Annotated in this window: 16 protein-coding genes; 7 read left to right on the top strand and 9 right to left on the bottom strand. The window is 64.1% G+C overall.

Annotation, left to right across the window (positions count from 1 at the left end):
* Positions 1-28: 28 nt before the first annotated feature.
* From plsY to queG, 5 genes are all read right to left on the bottom strand, one after another.
* Complete coding sequence (gene plsY, locus ACEN42_RS03565; protein WP_250484083.1) at positions 29-664, bottom strand: glycerol-3-phosphate 1-O-acyltransferase PlsY; 636 nt, start codon at positions 662-664, stop codon at positions 29-31.
* A gap of 36 nt (positions 665-700) precedes the next feature.
* On the bottom strand, positions 701-1,192 hold the full coding sequence (ybaK, locus tag ACEN42_RS03560) for a Cys-tRNA(Pro) deacylase (RefSeq protein WP_238212719.1): 492 nt from the start codon (positions 1,190-1,192) through the stop codon (positions 701-703).
* A gap of 100 nt (positions 1,193-1,292) precedes the next feature.
* Positions 1,293-2,222, bottom strand: coding sequence for a site-specific tyrosine recombinase XerD (gene xerD / locus ACEN42_RS03555; RefSeq protein WP_238212720.1), 930 nt, complete (start codon positions 2,220-2,222; stop codon positions 1,293-1,295).
* Positions 2,219-2,701, bottom strand: coding sequence for a methylated-DNA--[protein]-cysteine S-methyltransferase (locus tag ACEN42_RS03550; protein ID WP_371880638.1), 483 nt, complete (start codon positions 2,699-2,701; stop codon positions 2,219-2,221). The genes xerD and ACEN42_RS03550 overlap by 4 nt, the downstream gene beginning before the upstream one ends.
* A complete protein-coding gene (gene queG / locus ACEN42_RS03545) occupies positions 2,698-3,930 on the bottom strand; it encodes a tRNA epoxyqueuosine(34) reductase QueG (protein WP_371881060.1) in 1,233 nt (410 codons plus the stop codon). The genes ACEN42_RS03550 and queG overlap by 4 nt, the downstream gene beginning before the upstream one ends.
* A gap of 18 nt (positions 3,931-3,948) precedes the next feature.
* On the opposite strand from queG, the gene tsaE reads away from it, so the two are divergent.
* Complete coding sequence (gene tsaE, locus ACEN42_RS03540; protein WP_371880637.1) at positions 3,949-4,536, top strand: tRNA (adenosine(37)-N6)-threonylcarbamoyltransferase complex ATPase subunit type 1 TsaE; 588 nt, start codon at positions 3,949-3,951, stop codon at positions 4,534-4,536.
* A complete protein-coding gene (locus ACEN42_RS03535) occupies positions 4,518-6,026 on the top strand; it encodes an N-acetylmuramoyl-L-alanine amidase (RefSeq protein WP_187605991.1) in 1,509 nt (502 codons plus the stop codon). Before tsaE ends, ACEN42_RS03535 begins: the two co-directional genes overlap by 19 nt.
* Before the next feature lie 19 nt (positions 6,027-6,045).
* Here the strand turns inward: ACEN42_RS03535 and ACEN42_RS03530 are convergent, their stop codons facing one another.
* Together ACEN42_RS03530 and ACEN42_RS03525 are read right to left on the bottom strand one after the other, a co-directional pair.
* A complete protein-coding gene (locus tag ACEN42_RS03530) occupies positions 6,046-6,924 on the bottom strand; it encodes an EamA family transporter (protein WP_371880636.1) in 879 nt (292 codons plus the stop codon).
* 160 nt (positions 6,925-7,084) lie between these two features.
* Complete coding sequence (locus ACEN42_RS03525; protein ID WP_250484089.1) at positions 7,085-7,339, bottom strand: hypothetical protein; 255 nt, start codon at positions 7,337-7,339, stop codon at positions 7,085-7,087.
* A 176-nt stretch (positions 7,340-7,515) separates the two neighbouring features.
* Here ACEN42_RS03525 and ACEN42_RS03520 point away from each other — a divergent pair, with 176 nt between their 5' ends.
* Together ACEN42_RS03520 and trxA are read left to right on the top strand one after the other, a co-directional pair.
* Entirely contained in the window at positions 7,516-8,415 is a 900-nt protein-coding gene (locus ACEN42_RS03520) for a pirin family protein (protein ID WP_250484090.1), read from the top strand.
* A 78-nt stretch (positions 8,416-8,493) separates the two neighbouring features.
* Positions 8,494-9,342, top strand: coding sequence for a thioredoxin (gene trxA / locus ACEN42_RS03515; protein ID WP_187605995.1), 849 nt, complete (start codon positions 8,494-8,496; stop codon positions 9,340-9,342).
* Between the two features lie 51 nt (positions 9,343-9,393).
* On the opposite strand, the gene ACEN42_RS03510 is transcribed toward trxA, so the two are convergent.
* Positions 9,394-10,239, bottom strand: a complete 846-nt coding sequence (locus tag ACEN42_RS03510; protein ID WP_238288351.1) for a ThiF family adenylyltransferase — start codon at positions 10,237-10,239, stop codon at positions 9,394-9,396.
* Between the two features lie 281 nt (positions 10,240-10,520).
* Between ACEN42_RS03510 and pdxH the strand changes: the two genes are divergently transcribed.
* From pdxH to ACEN42_RS03495, 3 genes are all read left to right on the top strand, one after another.
* Entirely contained in the window at positions 10,521-11,162 is a 642-nt protein-coding gene (pdxH, locus tag ACEN42_RS03505; RefSeq protein WP_371880635.1) for a pyridoxamine 5'-phosphate oxidase, read from the top strand.
* A gap of 100 nt (positions 11,163-11,262) precedes the next feature.
* The gene (locus ACEN42_RS03500; protein ID WP_371880634.1) at positions 11,263-12,477 is read left to right on the top strand and encodes a class I SAM-dependent methyltransferase; all 1,215 of its coding nucleotides are present in this window, start codon (positions 11,263-11,265) and stop codon (positions 12,475-12,477) included.
* Positions 12,478-12,488: 11 nt separating this feature from the next.
* Positions 12,489-13,556 carry a DUF72 domain-containing protein gene (locus ACEN42_RS03495; RefSeq protein ID WP_371881059.1) on the top strand — a complete coding sequence of 356 codons (1,068 nt, stop codon included), beginning with the start codon at positions 12,489-12,491 and terminating at the stop codon, positions 13,554-13,556.
* 7 nt (positions 13,557-13,563) lie between these two features.
* Here ACEN42_RS03495 and msrA read toward each other — a convergent pair whose 3' ends face one another.
* Positions 13,564-14,124, bottom strand: coding sequence for a peptide-methionine (S)-S-oxide reductase MsrA (gene msrA / locus ACEN42_RS03490; RefSeq protein WP_309881323.1), 561 nt, complete (start codon positions 14,122-14,124; stop codon positions 13,564-13,566).
* Positions 14,125-14,435 lie beyond the last annotated feature (311 nt).

Genomic DNA, 14,435 nt, shown 5'->3' with positions numbered 1-14,435 from the left:
CCGGTTTGCGCCGGAACGGCTTTTTGCTTTATTCGGGCGCTTGCGCCGCCTTCTTCTTTTCGCCGATGCGGCTTTCCTGCCCCGCCAGCAACTTCGAAATATTGGCGCGGTGCCGCCAGATCAGAAGCAGGCTCATCGCGAGAACAGCGAGCGAGATGCGGCTCGGCCCGAACAGGAAGACCTGAAAAAACGGCGCGAACACGGCCGCGACCAGCGCCGCCAGCGACGAATAACGGAAGAAGAACGCGATGATCAGCCAGGTGAGCAGCGTGGCGATGCCGAGCGCCGGGTGGATCGCGAGCAGCACGCCCGCCGCCGTCGCGACGCCCTTGCCGCCCTGAAACCTGAAGAAAACCGGGTAGAGATGCCCGAGAAAAACCGCGATGGCCGCGAGCGCCGTGGCCGTGTTGATGCCGGCGCTATCCCAGCCAAAGCTCGCGCCGAAGTGCGCGACGATCCACACGGGCAGCCAGCCCTTGAACGCGTCGCCGATCAGCGTGAGGATCGCGGCCTTCTTGTTGCCGGTGCGCAGCACGTTGGTCGCGCCGGGATTGCCCGAGCCGTACGAGCGTGGATCGGCCAGTCCCATCGCGTGACTCACGACGACGGCGAATGAAATCGAGCCGATCAAGTAGGACACGACGGCGACGATCAGAAAAATCATGGTGTCTTTTCAGTTATGGCGAGAGCGGAACGCATTCTAATCGACGCTCGCGCACTGCACGGGCTTCGCGTCGAGCAACTCGGTCAGAACGGACGGCTTCAGGCTCACGAGATAGCCGCGCCGCCCGCCGTTCAGATAGATCCGGTCGAGCTCCAGAATGCTCGATTCGACGTACACAGGCATCGCTTTCTTCGTGCCGAACGGCGAAGTGCCGCCGACGAGAAAACCCGAATGCCGGTTCGCCACGTCGGGCTTGCACGGCTCGATGCGCTTCGCGCCCGTCTGTCGCGCGAGATTCTTCGTGGACACGGTGCGGTCGCCGTGCATGAGGACGATGAGCGGCTTCGCGTGCTCGTCCTCCATCACGAGCGTCTTGACGACGACGTGCTCGTCCACGCCCAGTTGCCGCGCGGATTCCTCCGTGCCGCCGCGCTCGACGTATTCGTAGGGATGCTCGCCGAACTCGACCTTGTGACGGCGCAGGAACTGCGTCGCGGGCGTTTCGGACACGTGTTTGGCTTTCGACATGGACGCATTGTAGCGGCGCGCCGGGCCGCTCACCATTGGCCATCCGGCCGAGTGTGCAGCAACGCGCGGCCGTGGCACGATCGTTCGCGAAGGAAGCGCATCACCCGCGCGGATGATGCTCGCGATGCAGCTTTTGCAGACGCTCGCGCGCGACGTGCGTGTAGATCTGCGTCGTCGAGATGTCCGAGTGGCCGAGCAGCAATTGCACGACGCGCAAGTCCGCGCCGTGATTGAGCAGATGCGTGGCGAACGCATGACGCAGCGTGTGCGGCGAGAGCGGCGCATGCACGTCGCCCTTCAGCGCATGGCGCTTGATGATGTTCCAGAACTGCTGGCGCGTCATGCCTTCGCCGCGCGCGGTGACGAAGAGCGCGTCGGCGGACCGCGCGCCGAGCAGCACCGGACGCGCTTCGCGCAGATAGCGTTCGAGCCAGTCGTGCGCCGTCGCACCGAACGGGATCAGGCGTTCCTTCGAGCCTTTGCCCATCACGCGCACGACGCCTTCGTTCAGGCCGACCTCGACCGTTTTCAGCGTCACGAGCTCGGTCACGCGCAGGCCGCTCGCGTACATCAGTTCGAGCATCGTGCGATCGCGCAGGCCGAGCGGCGTCTCGATGTCCGGCGCGCCGAGCAGCGCTTCGACTTGCGTCTCGTTGAGCGTCGAAGGAAAGCGCGGAGGCTGCTTGGCCGAGCGCAGCTTGAGCGTCGGATCGGAGGACACGCGGTGTTCGCGCAACGCCCACGCGTAATAGCGGCGAAAGACCGACAGGCGCCGGTTCGCGGAGGTCGCCTTGTCGCCGCGACGCGCCGCCATGTAGCCGTTCATGTCGGCTTCGCCGGCGGCGTCGATCGATGCGCCGCGCGTCTTGCCGAGCCATTCGGCGAAAAGTTTGAGATCGCGCCGGTACGCTTCGAGCGAGTTTTTCGCGAGCCCGTGTTCGAGCCAGAGCGCATCGCAAAAGAGATCGATCGCGTCCTGACTCGCGCTCGGTTGCGGCGTTTGTAGTTCTTCAGTCGTTGCGCTCGTCATGCGATCCGTACACCTTCATGCGTCAGAAGCCAGCGCTTCACGTTGCGATAAAAACCTTCGCCGGGACGATGCGCGAAGCCGCCGATCCCGCCCGATGCCACTACCCGGTGGCACGGTATCACGATCGGCAGCGGATTGGAGCCGCACGCCTGCCCTACCGCGCGCGGCACGCTGCCGATCTCGCGCGCGAGCTGGCCGTAAGTCCAGACATGCCCCGCCGCGATGCCGCTGATGCCCCGCCACACGCGCTGCTGAAATTCGGTGGCGCGGATCGCGAGCGGCAGGTTAAAGCGCATCGACGGGGTGTCGAAGTATCGGCGAATCTGCGCGGCGGCTTCCCTGGCGAGCGGCGTGTGCGGCTCGATACTTTCGACGTCGTCGGGCAGATAGACGATCTCGCGCACCGACTGAGCATCGGCGCGAATGCCGACTTTGCCGAACGGCGCGTCGATCACGGCATCGTATGGAATGTTCTTCATGATTGCTCCAGCGCCCAGCGAACGTGTTCGCGGACGAGTTCGGACGAATCATCTTCACGCGCGCGCAACGCGTCGACGATAGCCTGGCGCTCGCCCGCATCCAGCCCGGACGCGCGCAACGCATTGCCCATCGCGACCGCGATATTGCGCAGCCAGCGCTCATGCCCGATGCGCCGGATCGCGCTGCCCTGCATGCGCGTGTCGAAATCTCCGGCGCTCCATGCGAACAGTTCGACGAGCGTCGCGCGATCGAGCCCATGCCGCACATCGAAATCCGCGACGGGCGCGGCCTGCGCGAACTTGTTCCACGGACAGACGAGTTGGCAGTCGTCGCAGCCATAGACGCGATTGCCGATCAGCGGACGCATGTCTTCGGGGATGCTGCCGTGCAGTTCGATCGTCAGATACGAGATGCAGCGCCGCGCATCCACGCGATACGGCGCGACGATCGCGCCGGTCGGACATGCGCCGATGCAGCGCGTGCATTGCCCGCAATGCGCGCCCTCGCGCTCGGGATTCGGATCGACGGGCAAGGGCACATCGACGAAGATTTCGCCGAGAAAGAAGAGCGATCCGGCATCGCGATCGAGCAGCAGCGTGTGCTTGCCGCGCCAGCCAGTGCCTGCCTTCTGCGCGAGCGCGACTTCCAGGACCGGCGCGGAATCCGTGAACGCGCGATGACCGAACGGCCCGATCTCATTCTCGATGCGCTCGGCCAGTTGCTGAAGACGATTGCGCATGACCTTGTGATAATCGCGGCCGCGCGCGTAGATGGAGACCATCGCCTGCGACGGCTTCGCGAGCCGCGTCCATTCGATCGCGCGCCAGTCGTTCTTCTGACCGTCGGCTGTCGCGACACTTTCATCGCCCGTTTTCGCGAGCGTCTGCGCCGGCAGATAGGCCATGCGCACGGTGATGACACGTCGCGTTCCGGCCACAAGCTCGGCCGGTCTTGCGCGTTTCATCCCATGTTTGGCCATATAATCCATTTCGCCGTGATAGCCTGCTTCGAGCCAATCAGTGAGGCCTTTCTCGGCATCCGTCAGGTCGATATCGCTGATACCGACTGCACCGAACCCCAACTCGCGCCCCCAGTTCCTGATGCGTTGCGCGAGTTCTGCCAGCGCGTTTTCATCGATATCGAAAACGCGAGACTCTGATACGGATTCAGCGGCTGCGTCGCTGGACGCGGTCGTGACTTCAACGGAATGTTCCGGCAATCGGTTCATCACGACATTTTACGAGCAATGCCCGAAAGCCCCGCACGAACGACGCAAGACCTTCATCACGCGCTTCTCGAACGCCGCTTCGACCTGCGCGACGAAGCCGCGACGCTCGCTTTCGGAGAACGCTTCGCGCGCGCCATCGACGTCACGCGCCTTCATGCATTGCAATCGTCGTCTGAACGATTTCACGGTCTCCAGGTCCAGTTGATCGGAGATCTGGGGGCGGGCAAGACCACGCTCGTGCGCGCCACGCTGCGCGCGCTCGGCCACGCCGGCCGCGTGAAGAGCCCGACCTACACGCTCGTCGAACCGTACTCGCTCGTCATCGAAAGCGGCCCGCTCGACGTTTATCACTTCGATCTCTATCGCTTCGCCGATCCGGCCGAATGGGCCGATGCCGGCTTCCGCGAATATTTCGATGCGGGCGCGCTGTGCCTCGTCGAGTGGCCGCAACAAGCGGGCGGCCTGCTCGGCGTGCCGGACCTCGTGTTCCAGCTATCGCTGCCGGACGAGCACGGCTCGCCGGGCGATTCGAACGAAGAAGAAGGCCGCGTTCTGACCGCGCGGGCGTTCAGCGAAACAGGAAAGTCATGTCTCGAAAGATGTTGATCAAGCCATTTCATTCGATTGAAGCGGGCGCCGTCGCGCCGCACAACTGGCGCCGCCGCCAGGTGCTGCGCGCGGGCGCCTCGACGCTCGTGCTCGCGCTCGTCGGACCGAAGCTCGCGCACGCGAGCAGCGTGCTCGGCGTGCGCGTGTGGCCCGCGCGCGATTACACCCGCGTGACGATCGAATCGGACCAGCCGCTCCAGAACGCGAACCAGTTGTTGCAGGGACCGGACCGGCTCGTCGTCGATCTCTCCGGCATCGATCTCGATCAGGCGCTGCGGGATCTCGTCTCGAAGATCACGCCGAACGATCCGCAGATTCAGGCGGTGCGCATCGGGCAATATCAGCCGCATGTCGTGCGCATGGTGTTCGACCTGAAGGGATCGGTGAAGCCGCAGGTGTTCAATCTGGGCCCGATCGGCAGCTACAAGTACCGGCTCGTGTTCGACCTGTATCCGGCCGTCGCGCCCGATCCGCTGATGGAACTGCTCGCCCAGACCGAGCGCAAGCAGGAGGCGCTCGACCGCGCGAATCCGAATCCGTCGGTGCCGCCGCCCGCGACGCTCTCGGGACCGTCCACCGCGCAGAAACCGACGACGCCCGATTCCACCGACGAGTTCTTCCAGAAGTACGCGCAGAACGATGCGCCGGCCGAAGCCGCGCCCGCGCCGAAGCCTTCGGTGAAACCGCAGCGCGTGCCGACGCCGCCGCCCGTCATCGCGAAGAAGAACGACGACGATGACCAGTACACCTTCTCCACGCCGAAGCAGTCCGGCACCACGCGTCTGCTGACGGTGGCGATCGATCCGGGCCACGGCGGCGAGGATCCCGGCGCGATCGGCGGCCAGGGCACGTATGAGAAGCACATCGCGCTCGACATCGCGAAGAAGCTGCGCGCGAAGATCGACGCCCAGCCCAACATGCGCGCGATGATGACGCGCGACGCCGACTTCTTCGTGCCGCTCAACGTGCGCGTGCAAAAGGCGCAGCGCGTGTCCGCCGACCTGTTCGTGTCGATTCACGCGGACGCGTTCACGTCGCCCGACGCGCGCGGCTCGTCGGTGTTCGCGTTGTCCGAGCACGGCGCGTCGAGCGCGGCCGCGCGCTGGATGGCGGCCAAGGAAAACTCGTCGGACCAGGTCGGCGGCATCAACGTGAAGTCGCAGGACGCGAGCGTGAACCGCGCGCTCTTCGACATGTCGACGACCGCGCAGATCCGCGATTCCATGCGCTACGGCAGCTTCGTGCTGAACGAGATCGGCGGCATCAACAAGCTGCACAAGGGTTCGGTCGAACAGGCGGGTTTCGCCGTGCTGAAGGCGCCGGACATTCCGTCGATCCTGGTCGAGACCGCGTTCATCAGCAATCCGGACGAGGAAACGCGCCTGAACGACGACGCCTATCGCGACAAGATGGCCAACGCGATCATGAAGGGCATCAAGCGCTACTTCGCCGCGAATCCGCCGCTCGCGAAGAGCCGCATGACGTAAGACGCGTGCCGTGCTTCGTTCAGCGCGCCGGCAGGATGCGCTGAACGAGCCGCGCGCCGAACACGTTCACCGCGAGTCCCGCCATCACGAGCGCCGCGCCGACCACCTGCGCAACGCTCAGCCCCTCGCCGAGAAACACCGCCGCCGACGCGAGCCCGATCACCGGGACGAGCAGCGAAAACGGCGCGACGCTTCCCGCCGGATAGCGCGCGAGCAACTTCCCCCACAGGCTGTAACCGACGATCGTCGCGATGAACGCGAGGTAGAGAATCGCGAACACGGACACGAGCGGGATCGACGCGAGACTCGCTTCGATGCGCGCCGGCCCTTCGAAGATCAGCGAGAGCGCGAGGAACGGCAGCGGCGGAATCAGGCTGCCCCACACGACGAGCGAAAGCAGATCGACCTTGCCCATGCGCTTGGTCACGACATTGCCGAGCGCCCACATCGCGGCCGCGGCGAGCGTGAAGAGAAAACCAGCGAGGGTCATCGCGTGGCCGCCGCGCATGCCGATCAGCGCGAGCCCTGCCGCCGCGATCACGAGTCCGGCGACATTCGCCGCGCGGATGCGCTCGCCGAGAAACATCGACGCGAAGATGAGCGTGAAAAACGCCTGCGCCTGCAAGACGAGCGACGCGAGCCCGGCCGGCATCCCCACATACATGCCGTAGAAGAGCAGCGCGAATTGCCCGAGGGAAATGGTGAGGCTGTAAGCGAACAGCCAGCGCAGCGGGATTTGCGGGCGTTTGACGAAGAACACCGGTAAGGCGGCGAACGCAAAGCGCAGTGCGCCGAGCAGCATCGGCGGGACACCGTGCAATCCGAGTTTGATGACGACGAAATTGACGCCCCACGCGACAATGACCACCGATGCGATCAGCAAATCCTTTGGCGACATCGCCCTTCCCCTTGTGTCATGTGCATGTTGGCGAGTCGTAAAGTGTAGCGGAGCGCGCGGCGGCAGGCTTGTCGGATGCCGCGCGGCATGACGAAGGACGCAAAAAAACGCCCGCGCCGGTATCGGCGCGAGCGCTTTCTTCGGCGTGCCGGAACGGCGCTTACTTGCTCTGGCCGCTATCCGTCGCGGAGTTGTTTCCGGTTTCCGCGGCCGGCGTCTTCTTGGTCCCTGCATGCGCCGACTGCTTGTGCATCTTGTGCTTTTTCTGCGTCATGGGAGCCGCCGAATTATCGGTGGCATCGTTGCCCATCGCGCCCGACGAATTGCCCGACGACGTCTGCGCGAATGCGCCCGTCGCGGTGGTAGCGGCGACGAGACCCGCGGTAATGGCGATCAACAGCTTGTTCCTGTTCATGGCGAAGCTCCTATCGAGGTTGCGAAAGTTGCGTGAAGCCGCACGCGGACTGATGAGCGCGGCGACGTAAAAAACGAGAGCCTCGGCGGCACGCCTGCGCCGCCCGGAATCGGCCGGTAAAATCGACGATGACACTCGCGCCATTCCGGCGCGCGATCTTTCCATCGGAATTCGCCATGCCATCGCCGCTCCGCGCATTGCTCAAGCCTCACGAACACGACGTCGGCGGCCTCATGGTGCGTCGCGTGCTGCCCGCGCTCGCGGCGCGCACCGTCGGACCCTTCATTTTTTTCGACCACATTGGTCCCGCAACGCTCGTGCCCGGCAAGGGTCTCGACGTGCGCCCGCATCCGCATATCGGACTGGCGACGGTCACGTACCTCTTCGACGGCGCGATCATGCATCGCGACAGCGTCGGCTCGGTGCAGAAGATCGTGCCCGGCGACGTGAACTGGATGACCGCGGGCCGCGGCATCGTTCATTCCGAACGCACGCCCGATGAAGAACGCGCGTCCGGCCAGACGATGCACGGCATCCAGACCTGGGTCGCGATGCCGGCAGCGAGCGAGGACATCGAGCCTGCGTTCGAGCATCACGCCGCGTCAGCGCTGCCGCAGATCGAGCGCGATGGCGTCACGCTGCGCGTGATCGCGGGCACCGCGTTCGGCGCGAAGGCGCCCACGCGCACGTTCTCGCCAACGCTCTACGTCGCCGCGCAGTTCGCGGCCGGCAGCGCGATCACGCTTGATACCGAGCACGAGGAACGCGGCGTCTATCTCGTGAGCGGCGATCTGTCGATCGACGGCGAAGCGCTGCCCGAACAGCAGATGGCCGTGCTCGCGCCGGGCGCGAACGTGAAGCTGCACAGCACGAACGGCGCGGTCGCGATGCTGCTCGGCGGCGCGCCGCTCGACGGCACGCGCTTCATCGAATGGAATTTCGTGTCGAGTTCGCGCGAGAAGATCGACGCGGCAAAAATCGCATGGAGCGAGCAGCGCATGGGCCACGTGCCCGGCGAGACCGAATTCATTCCGCTGCCGCCACAGCGCCGCGAAAATCGCGCGCCCGAGGCATGACGCGTGCGTGCGCGCTTGAGAGTCACGCGGATCGTCCCCATCTGTTTGGGATAGACCGCAAGCATTAGGAGAAAACGCATGGATACGACCCTCGCCACCTTCGAGCACGACGTCATCAACGCGTCGATGCTCGCGCCCGTGCTCGTGGATTTCTGGGCGCCCTGGTGCGGCCCGTGCAAGACGCTCGGGCCGATGCTGGAGAAGCTCGAAGCCGAAGCCGCGGGAAAGTGGAAGCTCGTCAAGGTGAACGTCGATGAGAACCAGGAGCTGGCCGCGCATTTTCAGGTGCGCAGCATTCCGCACGTGGTCGCATTCGCGGATGGCCGCCCGGTCGATCAGTTCATCGGCGTGCTGACGGAAGGCCAGTTGCGCGAGTTTCTCGACCGCCTCGTGCCCGATGGCGCCGACGCCGAGCGCCACGCCGCGCAGAGCGCATGGGCCGCAGGCAACCGCAAGCAAGCGATCGATACGATCAAGGCGGCGCTCGCGCTCGATCCCGGTTACGACGACGCGCGTCTCGATCTGATCGAATGGCTGATCGCGGAGCGCCGCATCGACGAGGCGAAGGAAGAGGACAAGCTGCTGTCGCCGAAGACGACGCAAGGCATCGATGCACGCTACAACGCGCTGAAGACCGAGCTCGACGCCGCCGATGCGGCAGCGGACCTGCCGCCCGCCGACGCGCTCATCGACGCGGTCAACGCGAATCCCGACGATCTCGACGCGCGCTTCGCGCTCGCCAACCGCCTGATCGCGGGCCGCGATTACGGGGGCGCGCTGGAGCATCTGCTCGCGATCGTCGTGCGCGATCGCGCCTTCATGGACGATGTCGGCCGCAAGACGATGCTTTCCGTGTTCGAGCTTGCCGCGAATCAGCCCGATCTCGTGTCGCAATGGCGGCGCAAGCTGAGCGCGGCGATCAACTGATCGCGTGCTTCAATTGAAAACGGCCAGCTTTTGAAGCTGGCCGTTTTCGTTTCAGGCCGCGCGCTTCGCCAGATCGCGCAGCACGAACGCAGCGGCCGCGAAGCCGAAGCTCGCCGTCACGCACACGCTCGATCCGAATCCCGCGCAATTGAGGCCGACCGGCCCGGCGTAGCCCGCGCCCGTTTCGAGATGCTCCGCGCCTTCGCTGATATCGCACGCGGGTGCTTCGGGATAGATCAGCGGTTCGTCGGAATAGACCGCGCTCACCTTGAAACGCGCCTTCGGCCCGCGCGGAAAGCCGTGCATCTTGCGCAACTGGCCGCGCACTTTCGACAACAACGGGTCCTGAATCGTGAGCGCGAGATCGTCGATGCGAATGCGCGTCGGGTCCAGTTGGCCGCCCGCGCCGCCGACGGTGATGAGCGGCTGCTTGCGCGCCACGCACCAAGCGATGAGCGCGGTTTTCGTGCGCACGCTGTCGATCGCATCGACCACGTAATCGAAGCCGCCGCCGAGCGTCGCATCGAAATTGCCGGGCTCGACGAAGTCCTCGATCTGCCGCACGTCGCAGGCCGGATCGATCATTTTGATGCGCTCGGCCATCGCCGTGACTTTCGCCTTGCCGTAGTTGCCGTCGAGCGCGTGAATCTGCCGGTTCGTGTTGCTTTCGGCGACATTGTCGAGATCGATCAGCGTCAGCTTGCCGACAGCACTGCGCGCGAGCGCCTCGGCCACCCACGAGCCCACGCCGCCGATGCCGATCACCGCGACATGCGCCCTTTCGAACGCGGCGAGCGCGGGTGCGCCGTAGAGGCGCGCGATGCCGCCGAAGCGTCGGTCGCGATCGGCGGCGTCTTCGGCGGACGGCGTTACAGCAGTTTCGGATGAAGCGTTCATGGCGTGCGTGGATGAAACCGGGTACGTTGAAAGCAAACTAAAAGCCGGAAAAATGCAGCGCCGTTGTGCGGCGTCAATCAACGCTTACAGGCGGCTGTCGAGTGTGCAAAGTTGGGTGGTCGATCATGCAAAATGCGGGCGAATTGCGTATTCTGCCTTATCGAAACCCTGGACGTGATAGCTGCAAGCGCCGCACCGCCGGCCCGCAACAGGTCCATGGGTAATCAGGGCAAGATCGTTTCACCTTGGCTATACTGACCCGACTGTAGCGCTTGCATAAAATGACCACTCTCGCAGACCTTCGCAAAAACTATTCGCGCGACGCGCTCGATGCGACCGACGTCGACCCGAATCCGGTGAGCCAGTTCCAGACGTGGTTCGCCCAGGCACTCGATGCGAAGCTGCCCGAACCGAATGCCATGACGCTTGCGACCGTCGATTCGCAAGGCCGTCCGTCTGCCCGCATCGTGCTCATCAAGGGCGTCGATGAACGTGGCTTCGTTTTTTTTACCAATTACGATAGCCGCAAGGGCCGCGAACTCGCCGCCAATCCCGCAGCGAGCCTGCTGTTCCACTGGATCGAACTCGAGCGCCAGGTGCGCATCGAGGGCCGCGTCGAAAAGACGAGCGATCAGGAAAGCGATGCGTATTACACGTCGCGTCCGCTCGGCTCGCGCATCGGCGCATGGGCCTCGGATCAGAGTCAGCCGCTCGAAAGCCGCGAGGCGCTGGAAGCGCGCGAACGCGAGATGATCGCCAGATATGGCGACGCGCCGCCGCGTCCGCCGCACTGGGGCGGTTATCGCCTCGTGCCCGACAGCATCGAATTCTGGCAGGGACGTCCGTCTCGGCTGCATGACCGCATCGTCTATACGCGTGATGACGCGGGCGCAGCGTGGCGAATCATGAGACTCGCGCCGTAAGGCACAAGAGCGCGAGCACAGGAAGCAACCGAGATCGCAACGGCAACGAACATGAAGGCGCGAGCCTTCCCTTGATTTTCTTTAGCGCGGAGAAACAAGCATGTTCTGGGAGAAAAAGCTGACGCAGTGGGTTGAGGAAGTGCGCGACCGGGCCAATCTGCCCGCGCGGCTCGTGCTGTGGGATGGCCAGCAGCACGATTTCGGCCAGTTCGCCGCGCCTCAGGTGACGCTGCATGTGAAGAGCGCGACTGCGCTGCCCTATCTGCTCGAACCGAGTCTCGACAATCTCGGCGAAGCCTATGTGAAGGGCAAGATCGACATCGAGGGAAAGCTGTCCGACATCATCAACATCGGCTATTCGCTCGCGAAAAGCACGGTCACGAGCGCAAGCAAGCTCGCGCGCGTACGGCGCTACTTCAATCACTCGAAGACGTCGGACAAGAAAGCCATTCAGTACCACTACGATGTGTCGAACGAGTTCTATCAGCTCTGGCTCGACAAGAACATGGTCTACTCCTGCGCGTACTTCGAGAATGGCGACGAAGACATCGATACCGCGCAGCTCAAGAAAATCGATCACATCCTGACGAAGATTCAAGTTCAGCCGGGGCATCGTCTGCTCGATATCGGCTGCGGCTGGGGCGCGCTCGTGATCCGCGCGGCGCAGAAGTTCGGCGCGAAATGCGTGGGCGTCACGCTCTCCGAGAACCAGTTCAGGCTCGCGACCGAGCGCGTCAAGGCGGCGGGACTCGAAGACCGGATCGAGATTCGCCTGCAGGATTACCGCGACATTCCGGGGCAATTCGATCGCATCACGAGCGTCGGCATGTTCGAGCACGTCGGGCGCAAGAACCTGCCGGGCTACTTCGCGAGAATCCGCGAACTGCTCGTCGATGACGGCATCGCGATGAATCACGGCATCACGTCGTCGGATGCCGACAGCGGCGAGACTTCGCTCGGCGGCGGCGAGTTCATCGACAAATACGTGTTCCCGGATGGCGAGCTGCCGCACATCAGCCTCGCGCTCGAATGCATGCAGCGCGGCGGGCTGGAAGCGCTCGACATCGAAAGTCTGCGGCGCCATTACGCGCGTACGCTCGACATCTGGGCCGACAGGTTCGAGGAGCACGCGGAGAAAGCGAAGACGCTCGTCGACGATGAGCACTTCCGCATCTGGCGCGTGTATCTCGCGGGCTGCGCGTATGCGTTCGAAAACGACGACGTGTCGATCTATCAGGTGATCTGCCGCAAGGCGGGGCGCAGCGCGACGACGCTGCCGTGGTCGCGCCGATATATCTACGAGAAGGCGCTCTGAACCACGAGCCGATCCACATCGAAACGGGCGAGCCGGAAGATCAGTTCGATCTTTTCGGCGCGCCTGCGACCGCTTCGGCGGAGCCTGTAAAGGCACCGAAGCAAGCGAAACCACGCGGCGTCCTGCCCGCGCCTGTGCAGCCCGAACTCGAATCACTCGCGAAGCGTCTGCCCGACGCGATACACCTCGGCACATCCACGTGGTCCTTCCCGGGCTGGCGCGGCGTCGTCTATGGCGACGAGTATTCGAACACGAAGCTTTCCCGCGACGGACTCACCGCCTACGGCGTGCATCCGCTCCTGAAAAGCGTGTCGATCGACCGCTCGTTTTATGCGCCGCTGTCGCTGGCCGAGTACGCGCGCTACGCATCGCAGGTGCCGGAGCATTTTCGCTTCATCGTCAAGGCGCCCGCCTCCGTCATCGATGCCTTCATTCGCGGCGAACGCGGGACGCCCGACGCGGAGAACCCCGCGTTTCTGAACGCGCGGATCGCCATCGATGAGTTCGTGACGCCGTGCATCAGCGGTCTCGGCGGGAAGGCGGGCGCGCTCGTGTTCCAGTTCTCGCCGCTGCCCGATGCGATGATCGTCGATCCGGCGAGCTTCATCGAACGGCTGTCGGCGTTTCTGCAAGCGCTGCCGCCGCTCGAAGGCGAGTCGTGCTATGCGGTCGAAATCCGCGACGCGGTCATGCTGACGCCGCGCTTCATCCGCGCGTTGCGCGAGGCGAACGTGCGCTATTGCATCGGCGTGCATGCGCGCATGCCGGACGTGCGCCGTCAGGCGAAGGCGCTCGCGTTGCTGGACGAAGAAAGTATGGGACCGCTCATCGTGCGCTGGAGTCTGCACAGCGGCTTTCGCTATGAACAGGCGAAGGCGAAATACGAGCCGTTCGACAAGATCGTCGACGAAGACCGCGACACGCGCGAGGCGCTCGCCGAACTGGCGGCCCGCTATGCAATCGCGGGCCAGCCTGTGGTGATCGCGGCGAACAACAAGGCCGAAGGCTCGGCGCCGCTCACGTGCTTCGAGCTCGCGCGCGGCATCGCGGAGGAATGCGAGCGCGCACGGAGCGACTAGAAGCGCATCACGCTTTCAGCCGATGCGCGAACTTCTTGCGAAACTTCGCGACCTTTGGCCCGACGACCGCCGCGCAATAGCCCTGATTCGGATGCTGCGCGAAATAGTTCTGGTGATACGCCTCGGCCGGATAGTAGTCGTCGGCGAGCGGCACCACTTGCGTGACGATCTTGCCGCCGAAGACATCCTCGCGCTGCAGTTCGTCGATGACTTCGAGCGCGATCTTGCGTTGCTCGTCCGAATGCGTGAACACGGCCGAGCGATACTGCGTGCCGACATCGTTCCCCTGCCGGTTGAGCTGGGTCGGATCGTGCGTCGCGAAGAAGATTTCGAGCACTTCGCGATAGCTGATAACGGACGGATCGAACACCACCTTCACGACTTCCGCGTGACCGGTTTCGCCGTCGCAGACCTGCTCGTACGACGGATTCACCACCTTGCCGCCCGCATAGCCCGATTCGACCGACTCCACGCCCTGCACCGCGAGAAACACGGCTTCGGTGCACCAGAAACATCCGCCGCCGAGCGTCGCGGTTTCAACTCTCGCTTGTTGGCTAGTTTGGGTCATAAGGCGCAACTCCTCATCAAGTGCATGCGGCCATGCCGCGGATCATGCATATGGATGCATCCGGCCGTTTCTTCAACCATCCGGATACGATGAGTCGAGCTTACTGGGTTTGGCCGCGCGGCGCAGAATGCCCCCTCGCCGCAGAAAACTTGCTGCGGGAATACGGTCATTTGGCGGCCGGCGACTGCCGATTCCGATAGAATCGAGACAAATCTCCAGCTTTTACATGACTTCTGAAAAGGTTCTTCCGACTGAAGCGCGACGCGCGGCCGGCTCGGCAGCACACGACACACTCGACCGCCCATTTGCCT

The organism is Caballeronia sp. S22 (assembly GCF_964261745.1).
Lineage (GTDB): Bacteria > Pseudomonadota > Gammaproteobacteria > Burkholderiales > Burkholderiaceae > Caballeronia > Caballeronia jiangsuensis.
This window is presented reverse-complemented; position numbering and strand designations above follow the sequence as displayed.

What these genes read in the sequence shown, in the direction of transcription:
- plsY (WP_250484083.1), bottom strand. Translation starts at nt 664, where the DNA reads ATGATTTTTCTGATCGTCGCCGTCGTGTCCTACTTGATCGGCTCGATT.
- ybaK (WP_238212719.1), bottom strand. Translation starts at nt 1,192, where the DNA reads ATGTCGAAAGCCAAACACGTGTCCGAAACGCCCGCGACGCAGTTCCTG.
- xerD (WP_238212720.1), bottom strand. Translation starts at nt 2,222, where the DNA reads ATGACGAGCGCAACGACTGAAGAACTACAAACGCCGCAACCGAGCGCG.
- ACEN42_RS03550 (WP_371880638.1), bottom strand. Translation starts at nt 2,701, where the DNA reads ATGAAGAACATTCCATACGATGCCGTGATCGACGCGCCGTTCGGCAAA.
- queG (WP_371881060.1), bottom strand. Translation starts at nt 3,930, where the DNA reads ATGAACCGATTGCCGGAACATTCCGTTGAAGTCACGACCGCGTCCAGC.
- tsaE (WP_371880637.1), top strand. Translation starts at nt 3,949, where the DNA reads ATGCCCGAAAGCCCCGCACGAACGACGCAAGACCTTCATCACGCGCTT.
- ACEN42_RS03535 (WP_187605991.1), top strand. Translation starts at nt 4,518, where the DNA reads ATGTCTCGAAAGATGTTGATCAAGCCATTTCATTCGATTGAAGCGGGC.
- ACEN42_RS03530 (WP_371880636.1), bottom strand. Translation starts at nt 6,924, where the DNA reads ATGTCGCCAAAGGATTTGCTGATCGCATCGGTGGTCATTGTCGCGTGG.
- ACEN42_RS03525 (WP_250484089.1), bottom strand. Translation starts at nt 7,339, where the DNA reads ATGAACAGGAACAAGCTGTTGATCGCCATTACCGCGGGTCTCGTCGCC.
- ACEN42_RS03520 (WP_250484090.1), top strand. Translation starts at nt 7,516, where the DNA reads ATGCCATCGCCGCTCCGCGCATTGCTCAAGCCTCACGAACACGACGTC.
- trxA (WP_187605995.1), top strand. Translation starts at nt 8,494, where the DNA reads ATGGATACGACCCTCGCCACCTTCGAGCACGACGTCATCAACGCGTCG.
- ACEN42_RS03510 (WP_238288351.1), bottom strand. Translation starts at nt 10,239, where the DNA reads ATGAACGCTTCATCCGAAACTGCTGTAACGCCGTCCGCCGAAGACGCC.
- pdxH (WP_371880635.1), top strand. Translation starts at nt 10,521, where the DNA reads ATGACCACTCTCGCAGACCTTCGCAAAAACTATTCGCGCGACGCGCTC.
- ACEN42_RS03500 (WP_371880634.1), top strand. Translation starts at nt 11,263, where the DNA reads ATGTTCTGGGAGAAAAAGCTGACGCAGTGGGTTGAGGAAGTGCGCGAC.
- msrA (WP_309881323.1), bottom strand. Translation starts at nt 14,124, where the DNA reads ATGACCCAAACTAGCCAACAAGCGAGAGTTGAAACCGCGACGCTCGGC.